Here is a 15,048-nt window from a genome sequence, read left to right as displayed (position 1 = left end):
GAGGGGCGAATTCGGTGCGGAGTGTAACATTTTAAACTTTGTTCTTGAGAAGGACTTGTTGGTGAATCAGAGGACAGGTCGTGTCGTAGACCGGCAAATATCACACCTTCGGTACGGGAAGCCGCGCCCCGAAGGGCGCGGAGGATGTCACATAGAGGATTTATCGTCAACGATAGACTCGAGCAGGGTCTGTCGATCAATCTTGTCGCTTTGAGTCATTGGCAATTCGTCACGGAATTCGTACTGACGCGGGCGTTTGTAATCTTCTAGCACGCCCGAATTAGTGAAGTAATCCTCGAGGTCGTCTTCAGTTAACGAGTTGTCTGTGGGAACTACGAACGCTGTTACGATCTCACCCCACTGCTCGTCAGGGATCCCAACGACTATCCCGGCGGTCACGTCAGGGTGGTCATGCAGGACATTCTCAACCTCTGCAGGATAGATGTTCTCGCCGCCGCTGACAATCATATCGTCTTTTCGATCGACAAAGTAGAGGAACCCGTCCTCATCTTGCCGCCCAAGATCACCAGTCCTGTACCAGCCCTCGATGATTGCTTCGTCAGTCTTCTCAGGATCGTTCCAGTACTCAAGCATGCAAGTCGGTGTCTGTACGAGGAGTTCACCAACCTCGCCCGTGGGAACAGTCGTATCCGGGGCTGGATTCTCAGGATCGACGACGCGGACTGTCGCCTTTGGTACCGCCTGACCGATGCTGCCGAGCTTCTTATCGTGGTACTCCGGGAACAATACGGTCCCAAAAACGATCTCCGTCGTACCATACGCGTTGACAAAATCACACTCCGGAATGTACTCCCGACAGCGCCGTGCTACTGGCTCGGGCATTGCCGAACCCGAGTACTGGAGCATCCGAAGATGCGTTACGTCACGATCATCGATTGATTCTTCATCAATGAGCGCCCGATAGTGAGTTGGGACGCCCCAAATTGCGGTGATCGCTTCGGACTCGACCCATTCGAGAGTGCGACGCGGATCGAACTCTCGCTGGATAATCACCGACGCACCCACCACGAGTCCCGGGAGGATATTACAGAGCAGCGGGCCAACGTGGTACATTGGTCCCAGTGCGAGGGTGACGTCTGTCGGTCGGAACCGACTGAACGGCATAGGAGCGAGGGCAGCCTCGATAGCGCTCCGGTGGGAGTGGAGAACCCCCTTGGGACGACCTGTTGTTCCAGATGTATACAGTAACAATGCGGGATCAGATTCGTTAATGGCGACTGGTGAATCATCTACAAACCGTCCAGGACTCTCCTCAAGTAGCAACTCGTACGAGCGGTTAGCGAGGGGTTCATCAATTCGGACGCCAATCTCGACCGCTGGCCGATCGGTGGCGTTCAGTTTGGTAACGGTATCGATACAGTGAGTGTCAAACACCAACGCCGTTGACTCGGCGTGCTCAAGAACATATGCGAGTCGCTCGGGCGCCATTCGGTAGGAGATGGGATTAAAGACGAGACCTGCATGTGCGCTCGCAAACATGCATTCGAGGAACTCAATCGAGTCGACGAGCATAACTGTCAGATGGTCTCCGGGGTTGAGGCCAGCCTCATTCAGCCCTGCTGCAAGTTCCCGGGCGCGTTCATCTAGCTCCGCGAACGAGCGTTTTTCTCCTCGCTGAGGATCACGAACTGCGGTCCGTTCGGGATGTCTCTCCGCTGCTTGAGTGAGAATATCGCTAATAATAGGGAAAGCCATACGAGCGATTCATGTGCCACGGTATTAATTCCTATAGCTAAAGTTGAAAACATATGATATATTTATTAAATATTGACAAATAACTAGGGGATGTTGAATTGTCACACCTTTTAAGGCGCCTTCTGATAATATAGTACCATGATGTACCGTGAATTCTCCTCGCAAGAGGAACTAGACGCGCAATATAACCTTCGAGAGACTGTCGATGATTTCCAGTCTTATGCAGATTTTTATGTCGAAGAGAGCGAAGATGCCCGTGAACGATTAGAGTGCCATCTTGACGTCTCGTATGGACAGACACATGCTGAACACCTCGATATTTTTCCTGCCAAGCGATCAGACGCTCCTGTTGTCCTCTTCATCCACGGCGGGTACTGGCACAGCCTCAGTAGCAAAGAGTTCAGCTTCGTAGCGAAGGGGTTGGTCAAAGCGGGCGTCACGACTGCCGTCTTGAATTACGCGCTCTGCCCAGACGTGACTATCGACGAGATCGTACGGCAATCTCGAGCCGCCGTCGCCTGGTTACTCGAAAATGCAGACGAGTATGGTGGTGACAGTTCCAGTGTTTTTGTTGCCGGCCATTCAGCAGGCGGGCATCTGACGGCCATGGTGTTGAGTACAGAGTGGGAAGAAAAGTATGGAATATCCTCAGAGGAGATACTTGGAGGGTGTGCTATCAGTGGATTGTTCGATTTGGAACCGTTTCCGTACACGTATCTCCAGCCAAAGTTGCAACTAACGTGGGGGCAAGTTCGCCGAAACAGTCCGATCCGACACGTTCCTGACAGTGCCCCGCCATTGATTATCACCTATGGGGAAAGCGAAACGTCAGAAATCCATCGCCAGTCTGAGGAATACTTCGAAGAATGGAAGCAGAATGGACTGGATGGAGATATATTTTGCCAACCAAACAAGAATCATTATACCGCTATCGAGGATTTTCTCGAGCCGAATAGTCCGCTCTGCAATGCTATTCTGGAAATGATGGAAGTGAAATAAGTGACTACATTTGCGTTTCCCATATCAATACAGTACTCACTAACTGATTGTGTCGACGATATCTATGGTCCAGGATCCATACCGGTCGATGCTAAGAACTCACATCGATTGCTTTCCAGTTTATCCATTATTTGCTCTGAATTAGACTCTCTTCGTCCCCAATCCGTGTGATGCCATCACTGTGCTGTATCACTGATATAAGAATAGAGGATTCTTTGGATTGACGTAACATCTCATTCACGAAGATACGATTGCTTCACGCGGTCGCTGTTGAGTAGTTCTTCCGCTGAATCTTCGACGGCGATGCGACCGTTCTCAAGCACATACGCGCGGTCGGCGAGACCCAACGCTTCGTGAACGTGTTGCTCGGTTAGCAGCACTGTGATGTCCTCGCTTATCCCTTCGACCTTGTCGAACACCCGACGGGCAATTTGCGGGGCCAGACCGACGGACAGTTCGTCTAATGCGAGGACCTTGGGTTGGGCCATCAGACCGCGACCTATCGCGAGCATTTGCTGTTCGCCACCACTCAGAGTACCTGCCTGTTGTTGACTGCGCTCTTCGAGAACCGGGAAAAGTTCGAATACGTCGTCGAGTGTTTCCTCGAATTGGTCCCGGTGAAGATACGCCCCCATCTCTAGGTTTTCAATGACCGACATTTCGTGAAACAGATTCCGGTCTTCGGAGACGTGAACGAAGCCTAAATCGACGATGTCGTCGGGATTAAGCGTTGATATATTTTGACCAAACATCTCGATAGAACCGCTGCCAATCTCCAGAAGTCCGGACATTGTTTTCAACAGGGTCGTCTTCCCGGCTCCATTTGGTCCGACGAGTGCGACGATCTGATCCTCAGAGGTTATCCTCATCGAAACGTCCCACAGTACTTGAAGGTCTCCATAGGAGACGTTGACTTCGTCGATGTGTATCATGCAGTGCCTCCCAGGTACGCTTTCGCGACTTTCTCGTCGTTTTTAATCTCTTCTGGTTTTCCTTCTGCAATCAACTGCCCCTCATTGAGAACGAGGACACGGTCTGTACTACCTAATATAGCATCCATGATGTGTTCTATCCAGAACACGGATACACCGAGTTCATCTCGGATCCGTTCGATTGTCTCTGTGAGTTCATTAAGTTCTGCGGGTGTCAATCCGGATCCGATCTCGTCAAGCATCATTAACTTGGGCTCACACGCTAATCCCCGTGCCAGCTCCACGTGCTTTCGGTCGGCAATTGTCAGTTCACTGGTTTCCGTGTCCTCTCTTCCATCGATTCCCACGAAGGAGATGTACTTATGGGCGATTTCACGGGCTTCCTCCATTGATCGGGATTTATTGGAACCGAAGACCGCACCTGTCAATACGTTTTCCAAAACAGTCGATTCGTCGAACGTCCGAACGATTTGGAATGTGCGCACGACACCCCGATTACAAATTTCGTTCGGCCGCTTTCCAGTAATCGAATCAGAATCGAGATACACCTCTCCGCTATTTGGTTTGTACACACCTGATATCATATTGAACATAGTAGTCTTTCCAGCACCGTTCGGTCCAATCAATCCGACTATTTCTCCAGAGTCGATATCGAAGCTCACGTCGTTAACCGCAGTCAACCCTCCAAATGACTTACTTAAACCATCGACTTCAAGCATACGACATATATCGAACTTATTTGGTTTATAATTTTCGACTCCGCAGACCAGTATCGTTCTCGAATTTTATGTACTAGGTGATATTAATTGAAATACGCTAATATGTGACCCCCAATTGTGAAATTTCTAAACTGAACCACACAGGGCAAATCCTTTGCGTTCTATTGACAAATTCATCACCAATCTTCTTCGATGTACGGCTCTACGATGTCAGCACTCAGGGGTTCGCTTCGATGGTACTCATTTAACTTGTACTCCCCATCTGGATAATAGTCGGGTGCTTCACTCTCGAAAGTGCTGAACATCGTAACGACGTCGTCGATTTCTCCCCATTCCGTGTACTTGAGTGGGGCTGCGAGAATGGTCTCGAGTTCGATATTCCGTATCTCTGTCGCGATATCGACCGGATCGGTAGAGTCGGCCTGCTCGATTGCAGTTGTTATTAGCTCACCGGCCACGTAGCCTAGCCCGACGTGAGTATCCATCCGTTCGTCCCGCTGTTCGGCGAACTGCGTTGCCACGTCCTGGAACTCATCCCCATAAACATCTACAATATGGATGTGGCCGAAGGTTTCAGCTTTCCCCGAACCCAGCCCTCCGTGAATAACCGACGGGGGATAGCCGGCGCCGGTTGTTATCTCGGGATCGTATCCGAGATCGAGCAATTGGTTGTGGATCGAAATCTGTCCGGGCGGATGTCCTGACGCAATCATCATCTCGAGATCCTCAGGCATGTCCCGGATGAACGTCTCGAAACTACTCTCACCCAGTGGAGCGAACGTTTTGTGGAAATTGAGACTGTCGGGTATCCGCTCTTCGAATTGCTCGTCGACTGATTGGCCCCACGCGTAGTCGCCCATGATCGCCCCTACGTTCTCAAACCCACGCTCTTCGATGAGTTCGACCTGATTTTGTATGTCCATCATGGCCGTCAGGCTTCCAACGCGGAACGTGTATCGAGAACTCTTTTTGAGAGCCTCGTGGGTGCCCGCCATGTGGAAAACGATGGGGATTTCCATTTCTTCGGCTGTCTGCGCAGTCCGGATACCAAGATCACTCGAAACGGGGCCCGTCATCGCGACAGCCCCTTCCTGTTCGGCGAACCGCCTGAAGATCGAATCGCCTTCTCCGGGATTGCTTTCGGTATCTGCCTCGACGATTTCTACTTCACGATCGAGAACCCCACCGTTCTCGTTGACCGCGTCGATTGCGAACTCGAGACCAGCCGAATGGGCGCTCCCCCATGGCGCGAAGTTCCCCGAGAGCGGCTGGAGCGAACCTATCGTGATCGTATCATCGTCTCCTCCGTCCCCACCACCGATACAACCAGCGAGCATCGCGACACTTGAACCACCGAGAGTATTGAGCATTCGCCGTCGACCGAACCTTCTCTTCGACGGTTTTGTCTCACTATCAACCACCTGACCACCCCGTTTGCTATGAGTCATCACTTCCCATATTGTGTATCCGGTATAAAAAAATTTCGAGGGTTTTCGTTGCAGGTTGTGATTCTGGTGACCTATCTACTACTTCGCTTCAAACGCCAAACTACCGTTTTGCTTCGTGGGATATTCGAGCTAAAATCTCACCGGGGGAAATGTTTCAACTCTTCTGGCCGGTATTGATGCGCTTCAATGCCAGGAAAATAGAGCGTTACTGATTCGGGAAACGCTTGCTGATACTTGACACAATTCGTTGTACCGATTTGGTTTCCCAGAATGACTCTACCTTTGGAACCATGCCTTCGCGGAAGTAGATGAACAGCACGATCAATAGCGCACCGAGAACCGCTGTTCGCCACTGGCCGGCATCTTCGAGTAAATGATTAATATATATGATAAGCGCAGCGCCGAATAACGGACCATAGAAGGTTCGGATTCCGCCGAGTACTAACATGATTAGGACGAGAACGTCGACGGCCTGGAACGAAAACATTGCTGGGAATATGTATCGCTCTGTTTGTGCGTAGAGGGGACCGACCAGTCCGATAATCACCGCAGCTGTGACTCCAGCGACAACCTTGTATTTGATGACGTTAATTCCGACGGCCTCAGAAGCTATCTCGTCTTGTCGGATAGCCTTGAACGCTAACCCATACTTTGAGTTCATCATCCACTTGTACAGTAGAAAGACGATTGTGAGGAACGCTGCCAATAAGTAATATGTCGCCATCTGTGGGCTAATTCCAATCGCATCTACGAGAATTGGAATTTCCAGTCCGTTGAAGGGCATTCCAGTCGTCCCGCCAGTGATATCACCTGCTCCGACGAAAATTTCGCTGATGGCCATCTGGATGCTCAAAGTGAGGATGGCAATGACGATCACCGTCATCTTACGGCGTGCAGCGACGTAGCTCACAATCAACCCGATTATGCCGGCTGCGACACCCGCGAGTGGAAAGGTTATCCACGGTGTCAAGCCGAGAATGTCTGCAAGTATCGCTGTGGTGTACGCACCGACCCCGGCGACAGCGCCGACGAACAGGAATAGTTGGTCCGTGTGGCCGAATGCAATGTTTAGTGCGACAGCGAAGGCTGCAAAGACCAGGAACTGATTCAACAGCCGTAACTGGTACGTTCCAGTGGTGTCAAATATAATCGGTAATACGGCGAGAACACCGATAACCACTGCGATATCTTTGAACTCTACGACTGCGTCGGGAAGTATTCCGCTTCTCGTGGTTTGGTCACTCATGCTATCTCCTCCGGTCGTGCGACGAGGACACCAACCGCTACCGAGAACAGTATTACCATCGAAAAGTACGATCCGATCAGATAGTTAGCGTACGTGACGATGAGTCCCAGAAAGATTCCAGCGGCGATAGTGCCCTTGATATTCCGCACACCACCGACAATAGAGACGAGAATGCCGAATATCGTGAGCTGGAAGGCCGACTCGACGTTCACTGTTGATTGCAAACTCCAGAGAATGCCTGCAATCGCTGCGATGATAGCGCTAAGCACGAAGATTATCGTACGAATCGCTCTCGGATTGATCCCACAAAGCAACGCACCTGTCTCGTCCTGAAACACGGTTCGCGTTGCTTTGCCGAGATAGGTCCGACGAAGGAATAGAAAGAGCAACACGAGTAAACAGCCTGCAATTGCGATTACGAGAAGCGTCGAACTCCGGATGGCGACTCCCTCGATAGGAATTAGAAAACTCTCATACGGAATCGCATACGTCTGGGGGTAGTAGACATAGAGGAGGCCAGCGAGCGCGATCTCGAGACCCAGCGTCGTGAAAATACCGAGTGTGATTCGTTCCTCGCCTTCGGACTTGTAGACGCTCGTAAGAAGGGTTTGGTCAACGACGAGACTCATCGCGCCGACGACGCCCACCCCGACGAGGGCTGCGAGTAATGGGTGTGAAACGATCGGTAGCGCGACCACCCCTGCGACGACTGCGATGACAGCGAACATTCCCAGTGAGAGATTGAGTACGCTTCCGAGACCAAATACCAGAGTAATACCTGCTCCGAGTAATGCATATAGCATTCCGCGTGCGAATCCGTCTATCGTAATCTCTATAATTGTTGATATGTCCATCAATTACCCCCATGCTGTCTGGGATTCGTCTTTGACCTTTTTTAGGTGGGATGTATTAAATATTGGGGTTCTCACGACAATGAAGATTCAAATCTGGCGATGATATGGTCTTGAAATCAAAACTTTTGTAATATTATTGCCGAAGTCTTCTCATTTCACGTGTTAGAAACGGCATTGTAGGCGATCATAACTCCCTACATGTGAGTTATGTATGCCTATCCCCACATCCTCTAAGACTGAGACTCTTTGTACTGATTCACCAATTCCTGCATAGTTTTCGTCACATTGTCGGAGAACACGCCGGTCTTGTCTCGTCTTGTCGTCTGTGAACAGCGGGTTAGGAATACCTGAGAAGCCTGGATTGAGGCTGTGCCTGTCGACGATGACGGTATCGCCGTCCGTAACGTCCAGGACTGGTATGCCCGCGATGGGTCTGGAGCCGTCTTCGTTGACGCGCCGGTCGACGACGCCGGTGCGCCCGTGACGATGACAATGTTAGTCTGGGATAACGTCGGATTGACTTCCTCGAGTTCGCATATCTTGTCGTAAGGCACGTCAGCCTCCGCCAGTAGCGCGTTTATGTGACCGGGCAACCCCCTCACGAAGTGAACATCCAGGTTGGCAGCGAGACCGGCGACCTCTGTTAGTAGTATTTCTCGAACGTCGACGTCAACTCGCTGTGAGGAACTCGTGATTCGACTGCAAAGCGTAGTCGGTGCGGCGATACTATTTTCACCCATTAACGTTACAGTCGTGATGTATGCAAGAGAACATCCCGAACGAGAAGCTCCCATCGGTAGATTCCTTGCCGGACTTATCTAACGGCCTACCGGAACTCCACTACCCAAAACAGATCAATGCAGCGGTCGAGATGACCGATGTCCACGTCGAAGCGGGACGCGGCAATGACGTCGCCATCTACTTCGAGGGAGACGAAATCACTTACGAAGTCCTCAAACGGCGGGTCAATAAGCTCGGCAATGCCCTGCTCAACCTCGGTATCGAACCAGGCGAGAGAGTGTTCGTCCGCTTCCCGAACCGGCCAGAATACGTTGTCTCTTGTCTCGCGGCGCAGAAAATTGGCGCCGTACCGGTCCCGTCGATGAAACTTCTCCGTGCCAACGAGATCTCCTATGTGCTCAGTGACGCCGAGCCGAGGCTGGCCATCGTTGACGAAACCCTCCTCGAGGAAGTCCTTGAGGCCGACGAGATAGAGGGGGGAGTCCTCGACGAAATCGTCGTCAGCGAACGGACCGATGGTGATCACGGTTACCACAGGTACGAGGAAATCATCGCCGACGAATCTGACTCGCTGTCAACGGCCGAGACGTCCCGCGACGATGCCGTGATGCTCGCGTACACGAGCGGAACGACAGGGCAACCGAAGGGGACGCTACACACTCACCGGCAGATGCTCGCGATCGCCGACGGATACGCTAACTACTGTCTGGACCCGAGACAGGATGATGTCTTTTGCAGCAATGCGCCCATCGCGTTCACATTTGGGTACGGGATGGAGGTTGCGTTCCCGCTGCGGTTCGGTGCAAGCACGGTCCTGATAGAGGATGCAGAGCCCGAAGACCTCGTAAGAGCGGTCGACGAGTACGGCGTTACGGTTCTGGGATCGATTCCGACGGCGTACAATCAGCTGTTCTCACAGGCAGAGAAGATCACCTCGGAGTATGACCTCTCGTCGCTTCGAATTGGCGTCAGCGCCGGCGAACCGCTTCCACCGAGCACGTACGAACAAGCCAAGGAGTTATTCGAGATTGACCTCCTCGATGGGATTGGAACCACCGAGATGCTCCACATTTTCATCAGCCACCAACACGACGACGAGATTTCCCCGACAGCGACAGGGTTCCCAGTCCCAGGATACGAGTGTCGCGTCGCCGATCCGGAGACGGGTGAGGAGCTTGACCGCGGCGAACCTGGCTTGCTGGAAGTCCGCGGACCGACCGGTATCACCTATTGGGACCGCCCGGAAAAGCAAAACGAGACAGTCCGGGATGGTTGGTCTGTACCGGGAGATATCTTCATCCACCGGGAGGATGGACGCTTCGAGTACAAATCCCGCCGGGATGACCTTATCATTACGAGCGGTTACAACGTTCCTGGTCCCGAAGTGGAGAACGTCCTCGAAGACCACGAGACCGTCTACGAGTCGGCGGTCGTCGGTAGTCCCGACGAAGAGCGCGGCCAGATTGTAAGGGCGTTCGTCGTTCTCTCGGAGGGAGTCGAGGCGAGCGACGAACTCACCGACACGCTCCAGGACTTCGTAAAAGACCGCATCGCACCGTACAAATACCCGCGACAAATCGAATACGTCTCCGAACTTCCCAAGACGGAAACCGGCAAGATCCGGCGAGCTAAGCTTCGCGAACGCGGGCGTCAATAACAGATCCCAGGGGGTCCTCCTCGCAACGAATTTTGACGGGAGGGGTGCTCTGGGTCAATGAACAGTTCTGAGCGGCGGTAGTCGTTTGTCATCCGCTGTCGCCTGCTTCCGTAGTCATTCGATAGCCGTCCAGATATTCGAGCAGATAGCGTCAGCGACCACCGAAGAGGGAGCCACTGAGCGAACACTCCGAGAGCGCTGCACCGCCCGCACTGGCGAGTGCGCCGCCGAACAGGTTTGCTTCGTAACGCGTTTTGGTAACGGACACGCTCGGGACGGGTAGGTCGTCGACGGCAGAACGGTCCAGGCTGCACGCCTGACAGGCGAACGGTTGTAGGGCTTCGAGCGCACTGCCCGTGTGTGGTAGGTGATATTCACTGCGACCCGAAATTTATTATAATACCTTCGGAATTTGGGAGTATGGTCAGGCCACATCACCAGTCCCTGCGAGCGCCGACTCCCGGCGAACTCAGGGACCTAGCGGCGACACATGAGATGGAACTCAGCGACCAGGAAGTCGAGGCGTTCATCAATTTAATCGACGGCACGCTCGACACCTACGAGCGAATCGGTTCGATTCCGGAACCCCGACGGGAACAGCGTCACACCACTCGCGAGCCGGGATACCGACCGGATACCGACGAGGACCCGAACAATGCCTTCGTGACCAGGTGTTACGTTAAGGGGGCCGACGACGGTCCCCTGTCTGGCTATGACATCGGGGTGAAAGATAATATCGCTGTTCGTGGCGTGGAGATGACCTGCGGCTCGAACGTGTTCGACGGCTACCTACCCGCGCGCGATGCGACGGCCGTTCGACGCCTGCTTGACGCCGGCGGGGACATCGTCGGCAAGACCAACATGAGCGACATGGCAGTTTCGGGTACCGGCGAACTCTCCGCGACCGGCCCGGTATTGAACCCCCGCAACTCCGAATACCTCGCAGGAGGATCATCGAGCGGGTCGGCGGCCGCCGTCGTCGAGGGGAGTGTAGACATCGCTCTAAGCACGGACCAGGCGGGCTCGATCCGTGTTCCCGCTGCTTGGAGCGGTTGTGTCGGACACAAACCGACTCACGGACTTGTCCCGTATACGGGCGCGCTTGGGATGGGGTACACCTTCGACCACATCGGCCCAATCACCAACTCCGTCGCGGATGCAGCCCTCGCGTTAGACGTGCTAGCGGGTTATGATTCGGATGACCCGCGCCAGAAGTACGTACAAACCCATGACTACGCCAACTCGCTCACTAGCGAGCCCGACGACATCACCGTCGGCGTCATCGAAGAAGGGTTCGTAGGCGAGCAGCCGTCGCTCGACGAGACAGTCCGAGACGCCTGCGATGCCTTCGCCGCTCAAGGGGCGACAGTGGAGACCGTATCGATCCCCTGGCACGAGGAGGGCACGCTCATCTGGCGGGGAATCGTACCGGAATCGATCGCGGCTCTGCACCGCGACGAGGGTGTCGGGCACTACGTGGACGGCTTCTACGACACCCAGTTCCTTGAGCAGTTCGCGAACGCCAAGCGGGCACGCGCGAACGACTTCCCGCCGACGTACAAGTTCCTCGTGTTGCTCGGACAGTATCTCGCCGAAGAACACCACAGCCGGTTCTATGCGAAGGCACAAAACCTCCTCGACGAACTCACCGACGCCTACGACTCGGCGCTCGCGGACGTGGACGTGCTCGCGCTCCCGACGTCGCCGACAACCGCGTACGAGCTTGGCGAACCGCTTCACAGATCCGACGAGATAATCGAGCGGGCCCAGACCGGCGTCAGAACCAAAAACAGTTCTCCGTTCGATGTGACCGGCCATCCCGCAGTGTCAGTCCCCTGTGGAACGGACGACGGGCTTCCGGTCGGGCTCATGTTCGTCGGTGAGCACTTTGACGACGCGACTGTCCTCAGAGCAGCACAGGCCTTCGAACAGTCGGTCGACGTGGACCTCGACGGCTGACGAGGTCAGTCAGTCCTCGACTTCAACAATATTGGTCGAACCGTGACGACCATTCATGTAGAATAATATTATTCCCCTTTGTGATTGGTAACACTACTCACATTATTAAGGCTGCACGAAACCTGTATTGGTATGATGTTCGGATAGGTGCAAACGTCGGTGGTACGTGTTTCGACTCTACAGGAAAAGCAGGCCGAGTGCCTCGGGGCTTGATTCCGAGGCGGTTCACTACAGGAGCGCACAGTATCGCAGATCGTGTGTTTGATAACCGAAACGACGCTTTCAGGCAGCGTCCTCTGATCACAAAGGATTTCTTCAAATGCATCTTGACGAACGTTGGCCTTGATAACCTCCCATAGTAGAGTGAATCACGTCCGGTAAAATTCGAGTGACGAAACAATTGAGCTGGAGTGACGCTACCCCCAGTTGCCCAATCACACCCCTGCTTGAAGAATTGTGTGTGAACAAGAGTTCACCATCGTTGAACTAGGTGGGCGAGAAGGCGAAAATCACCTGAAGCATTTCGAGAACCGAACCTTGCTCGAAAACGCCCGAGCATTCTAATATTCTTCTGTTACGGCTTGCAGTAACTTCGTTCTCCTCGGGTCCATATTTTACTCTCTCAGGAGAGGACCAGCCCAGCGAAGGACAGGACCGACAATAACAGACATACTCTTGTTATTTACAAACGAATAGGTTGTCACCGGACACCCAGATTTTGGGAGATCGAGTCGCCATAAAGTTTGACGATAGTGAACACGAGCAATCATTCAATGACATGAACCACTCCTTTTCACTACCTTTCTTCACAGGCGGATTGGATACATCGTTTTTCATAGTGTATCTGGGGTCACAATCTCTGTTATTGGTCGAATAGTGCTGATAAAAAACGAATGTGTGATTTTCATTCATGGTGAACAAATTGAGCCGGCTCGTCCCTTCGGGGTGCAGACTGTTCGGAGCAATGTTTATTCGGAGAGCGGCTATACTCAGAGACGAGACCGTGTACGAAATCATCGCTGGAATCGATAGCAACGAGAACCGTGGAGTAGCTCAAGCAAAGAAGATTGCTGCGATACCAATGGATCCGGATACCGTTCACGTGACGTTAGTGCACGTCTTCGAGGACAAAGCGGATCCAGCGGTGTCTGCCAGGAACGTAGCCTCGGTACATCGTGCAGCCCAAATTTTGGAAGACGCGGGTATCGAAACGACGATTGTAGAAGCTGACGGGAATCCCGTGACGGCTCTCCTCGAAGAGACAGCTGAGCGAGCGGCCGATTTGATCGTCGTAGCCGGTCGCAAACGCACGCCAACGGGCAAAGCGCTGTTCGGAAGCGTGACTCAACGCGTTATTCTCAATAGCGATTATCCGGTACTGGTTGTGACAGAGTGAAGATTGATGGCCGGCAGTCAGTATAACAATGTGAAAAGGGCGATCTGCAACGGGACGAGCAAGATGATTGACAACACCGAGATCCAGGCCATGGTCCGAATGAGTGTGACTGCATCGACGACGTCTTCGCCCAGTATCGCGACGAGAACGACCGACTGATACGGGAATAAGTATGTACTCACGCCGACCGATTCGATCATCAGAATCGGCTCGATCGGCAATCCCGTACGCTGGGCGTATGATACGACGATGGGTGTCAATACGGAGGTCACAGCGAGTCCTTCGAGTAGGAAGGTCAGCCCCATGCTGATGGCGAAAATTAACGCGAGCACCAGCCACAGTGCCCCATCAGTCGGGACGTACGCTAACAGCGTTCGAGCCGCGGTCTCGGTGAACCCCGTTTGCGTCAGTCCCGCCGCGATCGCAAAGACAGCTCCGAGAAAGAAGACGATGGAAAAGTCCACATCGGCTAGATCGTCGAACGACACGACGCCGATTCCCGGCAATAAAGCAAGGAGGACAACGACAAGGGCACCAAACAAGGGATGGAGGCCGTGGAACACGTCAGTACTCCAAACGAGGACACCGATCAGCAGAAACGCCAACATCCGCTTTTCGGTGCCCAACAAGTCGTCGGTCTCGGTTGGTGCAGCGACCGACTGCGAGTCCGTCGGGCGGAACAAGATGTAGACAACCGCCGCCGCAAGGGCAGCGCGTCCCGCTCCCATGATAGGGAACATCTGGAGCGTCCAGGCGGTCCAGGAGACCGTTGGCACGCCGAGCGATTCCGCGATGCCCGTCGTAATGATGTTCGGGAGACCGGCGGTGTAGATGCCAGGCGCGACGTGAAAGGTAGCCATGATCGGTGCCAGAAAAATGCCGATACGAGCGCGTTCGGATTCGAACGTCGCCCCGAGTGTGACCAGGATGGGAGCCATCGTCAGGATTCGAACGAGCGCCGACGGAACGAGAAAGGCGAATACAACCGCTGCCCCGCTGGATACCGCCAGTAACCGTCCGTAAGCGCGCCGTGCTGGAAGCGTCGCTGTCCCCGTAGGCCATGCGAGGGCCTTTACCTGCTGGCCGCCCCAGTGAGCGAGGCCGCTCGTGCGCGTCGCCTCGCCGAGCAACAGCCCGAAGATCACGAGCCAGACTGTCGGAGAACTAAACCCTGTTAGGGCGAGGTCCGGGGAGAAGACGACGCCGATGAGTCCGATACAGACTAACCCAGTCATCGCGGGCGGGATCGGCGTTGTAATCCACAATGCGATACAGAACACCGTGATGGCGAGTAACTGCGCAGTTGACGTGTCCACAGGCGCACCGTAGAGGATCGCCATTGCCCCACCGAGTCCTACAGGGACCGCGAGCCACGACAGCG

General features: G+C 53.7%; 11 protein-coding genes and 1 pseudogene. 4 read left to right on the top strand and 8 right to left on the bottom strand.

Annotated features, from left to right (window positions below; translation table 11 throughout):
• Positions 1–147: 147 nt before the first annotated feature.
• Entirely contained in the window at positions 148–1,716 is a 1,569-nt protein-coding gene (locus tag NGM15_RS17195) for a class I adenylate-forming enzyme family protein (protein ID WP_253438771.1), read from the bottom strand.
• 138 nt (positions 1,717–1,854) lie between these two features.
• Between NGM15_RS17195 and NGM15_RS17190 the strand changes: the two genes are divergently transcribed.
• Positions 1,855–2,715, top strand: coding sequence for an alpha/beta hydrolase (locus NGM15_RS17190; RefSeq protein ID WP_253438768.1), 861 nt, complete (start codon positions 1,855–1,857; stop codon positions 2,713–2,715).
• A 233-nt stretch (positions 2,716–2,948) separates the two neighbouring features.
• Here the strand turns inward: NGM15_RS17190 and NGM15_RS17185 are convergent, their stop codons facing one another.
• The 6 genes and pseudogenes from NGM15_RS17185 to NGM15_RS18970 all read right to left on the bottom strand — a co-directional run bounded on the left by NGM15_RS17185 (position 2,949) and on the right by NGM15_RS18970 (position 8,654).
• Positions 2,949–3,647, bottom strand: coding sequence for an ABC transporter ATP-binding protein (locus NGM15_RS17185; RefSeq protein ID WP_253438765.1), 699 nt, complete (start codon positions 3,645–3,647; stop codon positions 2,949–2,951).
• Positions 3,644–4,366: an ABC transporter ATP-binding protein gene (locus tag NGM15_RS17180; RefSeq protein WP_253438762.1), complete on the bottom strand. Its 723-nt coding sequence runs from the start codon at positions 4,364–4,366 to the stop codon at positions 3,644–3,646. Before NGM15_RS17180 ends, NGM15_RS17185 begins: the two co-directional genes overlap by 4 nt.
• A gap of 176 nt (positions 4,367–4,542) precedes the next feature.
• Positions 4,543–5,787 carry an ABC transporter substrate-binding protein gene (locus NGM15_RS17175; RefSeq protein ID WP_253438760.1) on the bottom strand — a complete coding sequence of 415 codons (1,245 nt, stop codon included), beginning with the start codon at positions 5,785–5,787 and terminating at the stop codon, positions 4,543–4,545.
• Between the two features lie 232 nt (positions 5,788–6,019).
• Complete coding sequence (locus tag NGM15_RS17170) at positions 6,020–7,060, bottom strand: branched-chain amino acid ABC transporter permease (RefSeq protein ID WP_253438757.1); 1,041 nt, start codon at positions 7,058–7,060, stop codon at positions 6,020–6,022.
• Complete coding sequence (locus NGM15_RS17165; RefSeq protein WP_253438754.1) at positions 7,057–7,914, bottom strand: branched-chain amino acid ABC transporter permease; 858 nt, start codon at positions 7,912–7,914, stop codon at positions 7,057–7,059. The genes NGM15_RS17170 and NGM15_RS17165 overlap by 4 nt, the downstream gene beginning before the upstream one ends.
• Before the next feature lie 162 nt (positions 7,915–8,076).
• A pseudogene (locus tag NGM15_RS18970) lies at positions 8,077–8,654 on the bottom strand (NAD(P)(+) transhydrogenase (Re/Si-specific) subunit beta).
• A 20-nt stretch (positions 8,655–8,674) separates the two neighbouring features.
• Between NGM15_RS18970 and NGM15_RS17160 the strand changes: the two are divergent.
• The 3 genes from NGM15_RS17160 (at position 8,675) to NGM15_RS17150 (ending at position 13,667) form a co-directional block, all read left to right on the top strand.
• Positions 8,675–10,312, top strand: a complete 1,638-nt coding sequence (locus tag NGM15_RS17160) for an acetate--CoA ligase (protein ID WP_253438751.1) — start codon at positions 8,675–8,677, stop codon at positions 10,310–10,312.
• Between the two features lie 360 nt (positions 10,313–10,672).
• Positions 10,673–12,271, top strand: a complete 1,599-nt coding sequence (locus NGM15_RS17155; protein ID WP_311136470.1) for an amidase — start codon at positions 10,673–10,675, stop codon at positions 12,269–12,271.
• A 1,003-nt stretch (positions 12,272–13,274) separates the two neighbouring features.
• Positions 13,275–13,667 carry a universal stress protein gene (locus NGM15_RS17150; RefSeq protein ID WP_253438748.1) on the top strand — a complete coding sequence of 131 codons (393 nt, stop codon included), beginning with the start codon at positions 13,275–13,277 and terminating at the stop codon, positions 13,665–13,667.
• A 17-nt stretch (positions 13,668–13,684) separates the two neighbouring features.
• Here NGM15_RS17150 and NGM15_RS17145 read toward each other — a convergent pair whose 3' ends face one another.
• A complete protein-coding gene (locus NGM15_RS17145; protein ID WP_253438745.1) occupies positions 13,685–15,007 on the bottom strand; it encodes an SLC13 family permease in 1,323 nt (440 codons plus the stop codon).
• Between the last annotated feature and the right edge of the window lie 41 nt (positions 15,008–15,048).

It is taken from the genome of Natronosalvus halobius (assembly GCF_024138145.1).
GTDB lineage: Archaea > Halobacteriota > Halobacteria > Halobacteriales > Natrialbaceae > Natronosalvus > Natronosalvus halobius.
Note: the sequence above shows the minus strand (reverse complement) of the source record. Positions and strands in the feature narration are given on the sequence as shown.

Bases quoted from the DNA above. Each gene is read 5' to 3' on its own strand.
- NGM15_RS17160 (WP_253438751.1), top strand. From the start codon at position 8,675: ATGCAAGAGAACATCCCGAACGAGAAGCTCCCATCGGTAGATTCCTTG.
- NGM15_RS17180 (WP_253438762.1), bottom strand. From the start codon at position 4,366: ATGCTTGAAGTCGATGGTTTAAGTAAGTCATTTGGAGGGTTGACTGCG.
- NGM15_RS17185 (WP_253438765.1), bottom strand. From the start codon at position 3,647: ATGATACACATCGACGAAGTCAACGTCTCCTATGGAGACCTTCAAGTA.
- NGM15_RS17145 (WP_253438745.1), bottom strand. From the start codon at position 15,007: ATGGCGATCCTCTACGGTGCGCCTGTGGACACGTCAACTGCGCAGTTA.
- NGM15_RS17165 (WP_253438754.1), bottom strand. From the start codon at position 7,914: ATGGACATATCAACAATTATAGAGATTACGATAGACGGATTCGCACGC.
- NGM15_RS17195 (WP_253438771.1), bottom strand. From the start codon at position 1,716: ATGGCTTTCCCTATTATTAGCGATATTCTCACTCAAGCAGCGGAGAGA.
- NGM15_RS17170 (WP_253438757.1), bottom strand. From the start codon at position 7,060: ATGAGTGACCAAACCACGAGAAGCGGAATACTTCCCGACGCAGTCGTA.
- NGM15_RS17190 (WP_253438768.1), top strand. From the start codon at position 1,855: ATGATGTACCGTGAATTCTCCTCGCAAGAGGAACTAGACGCGCAATAT.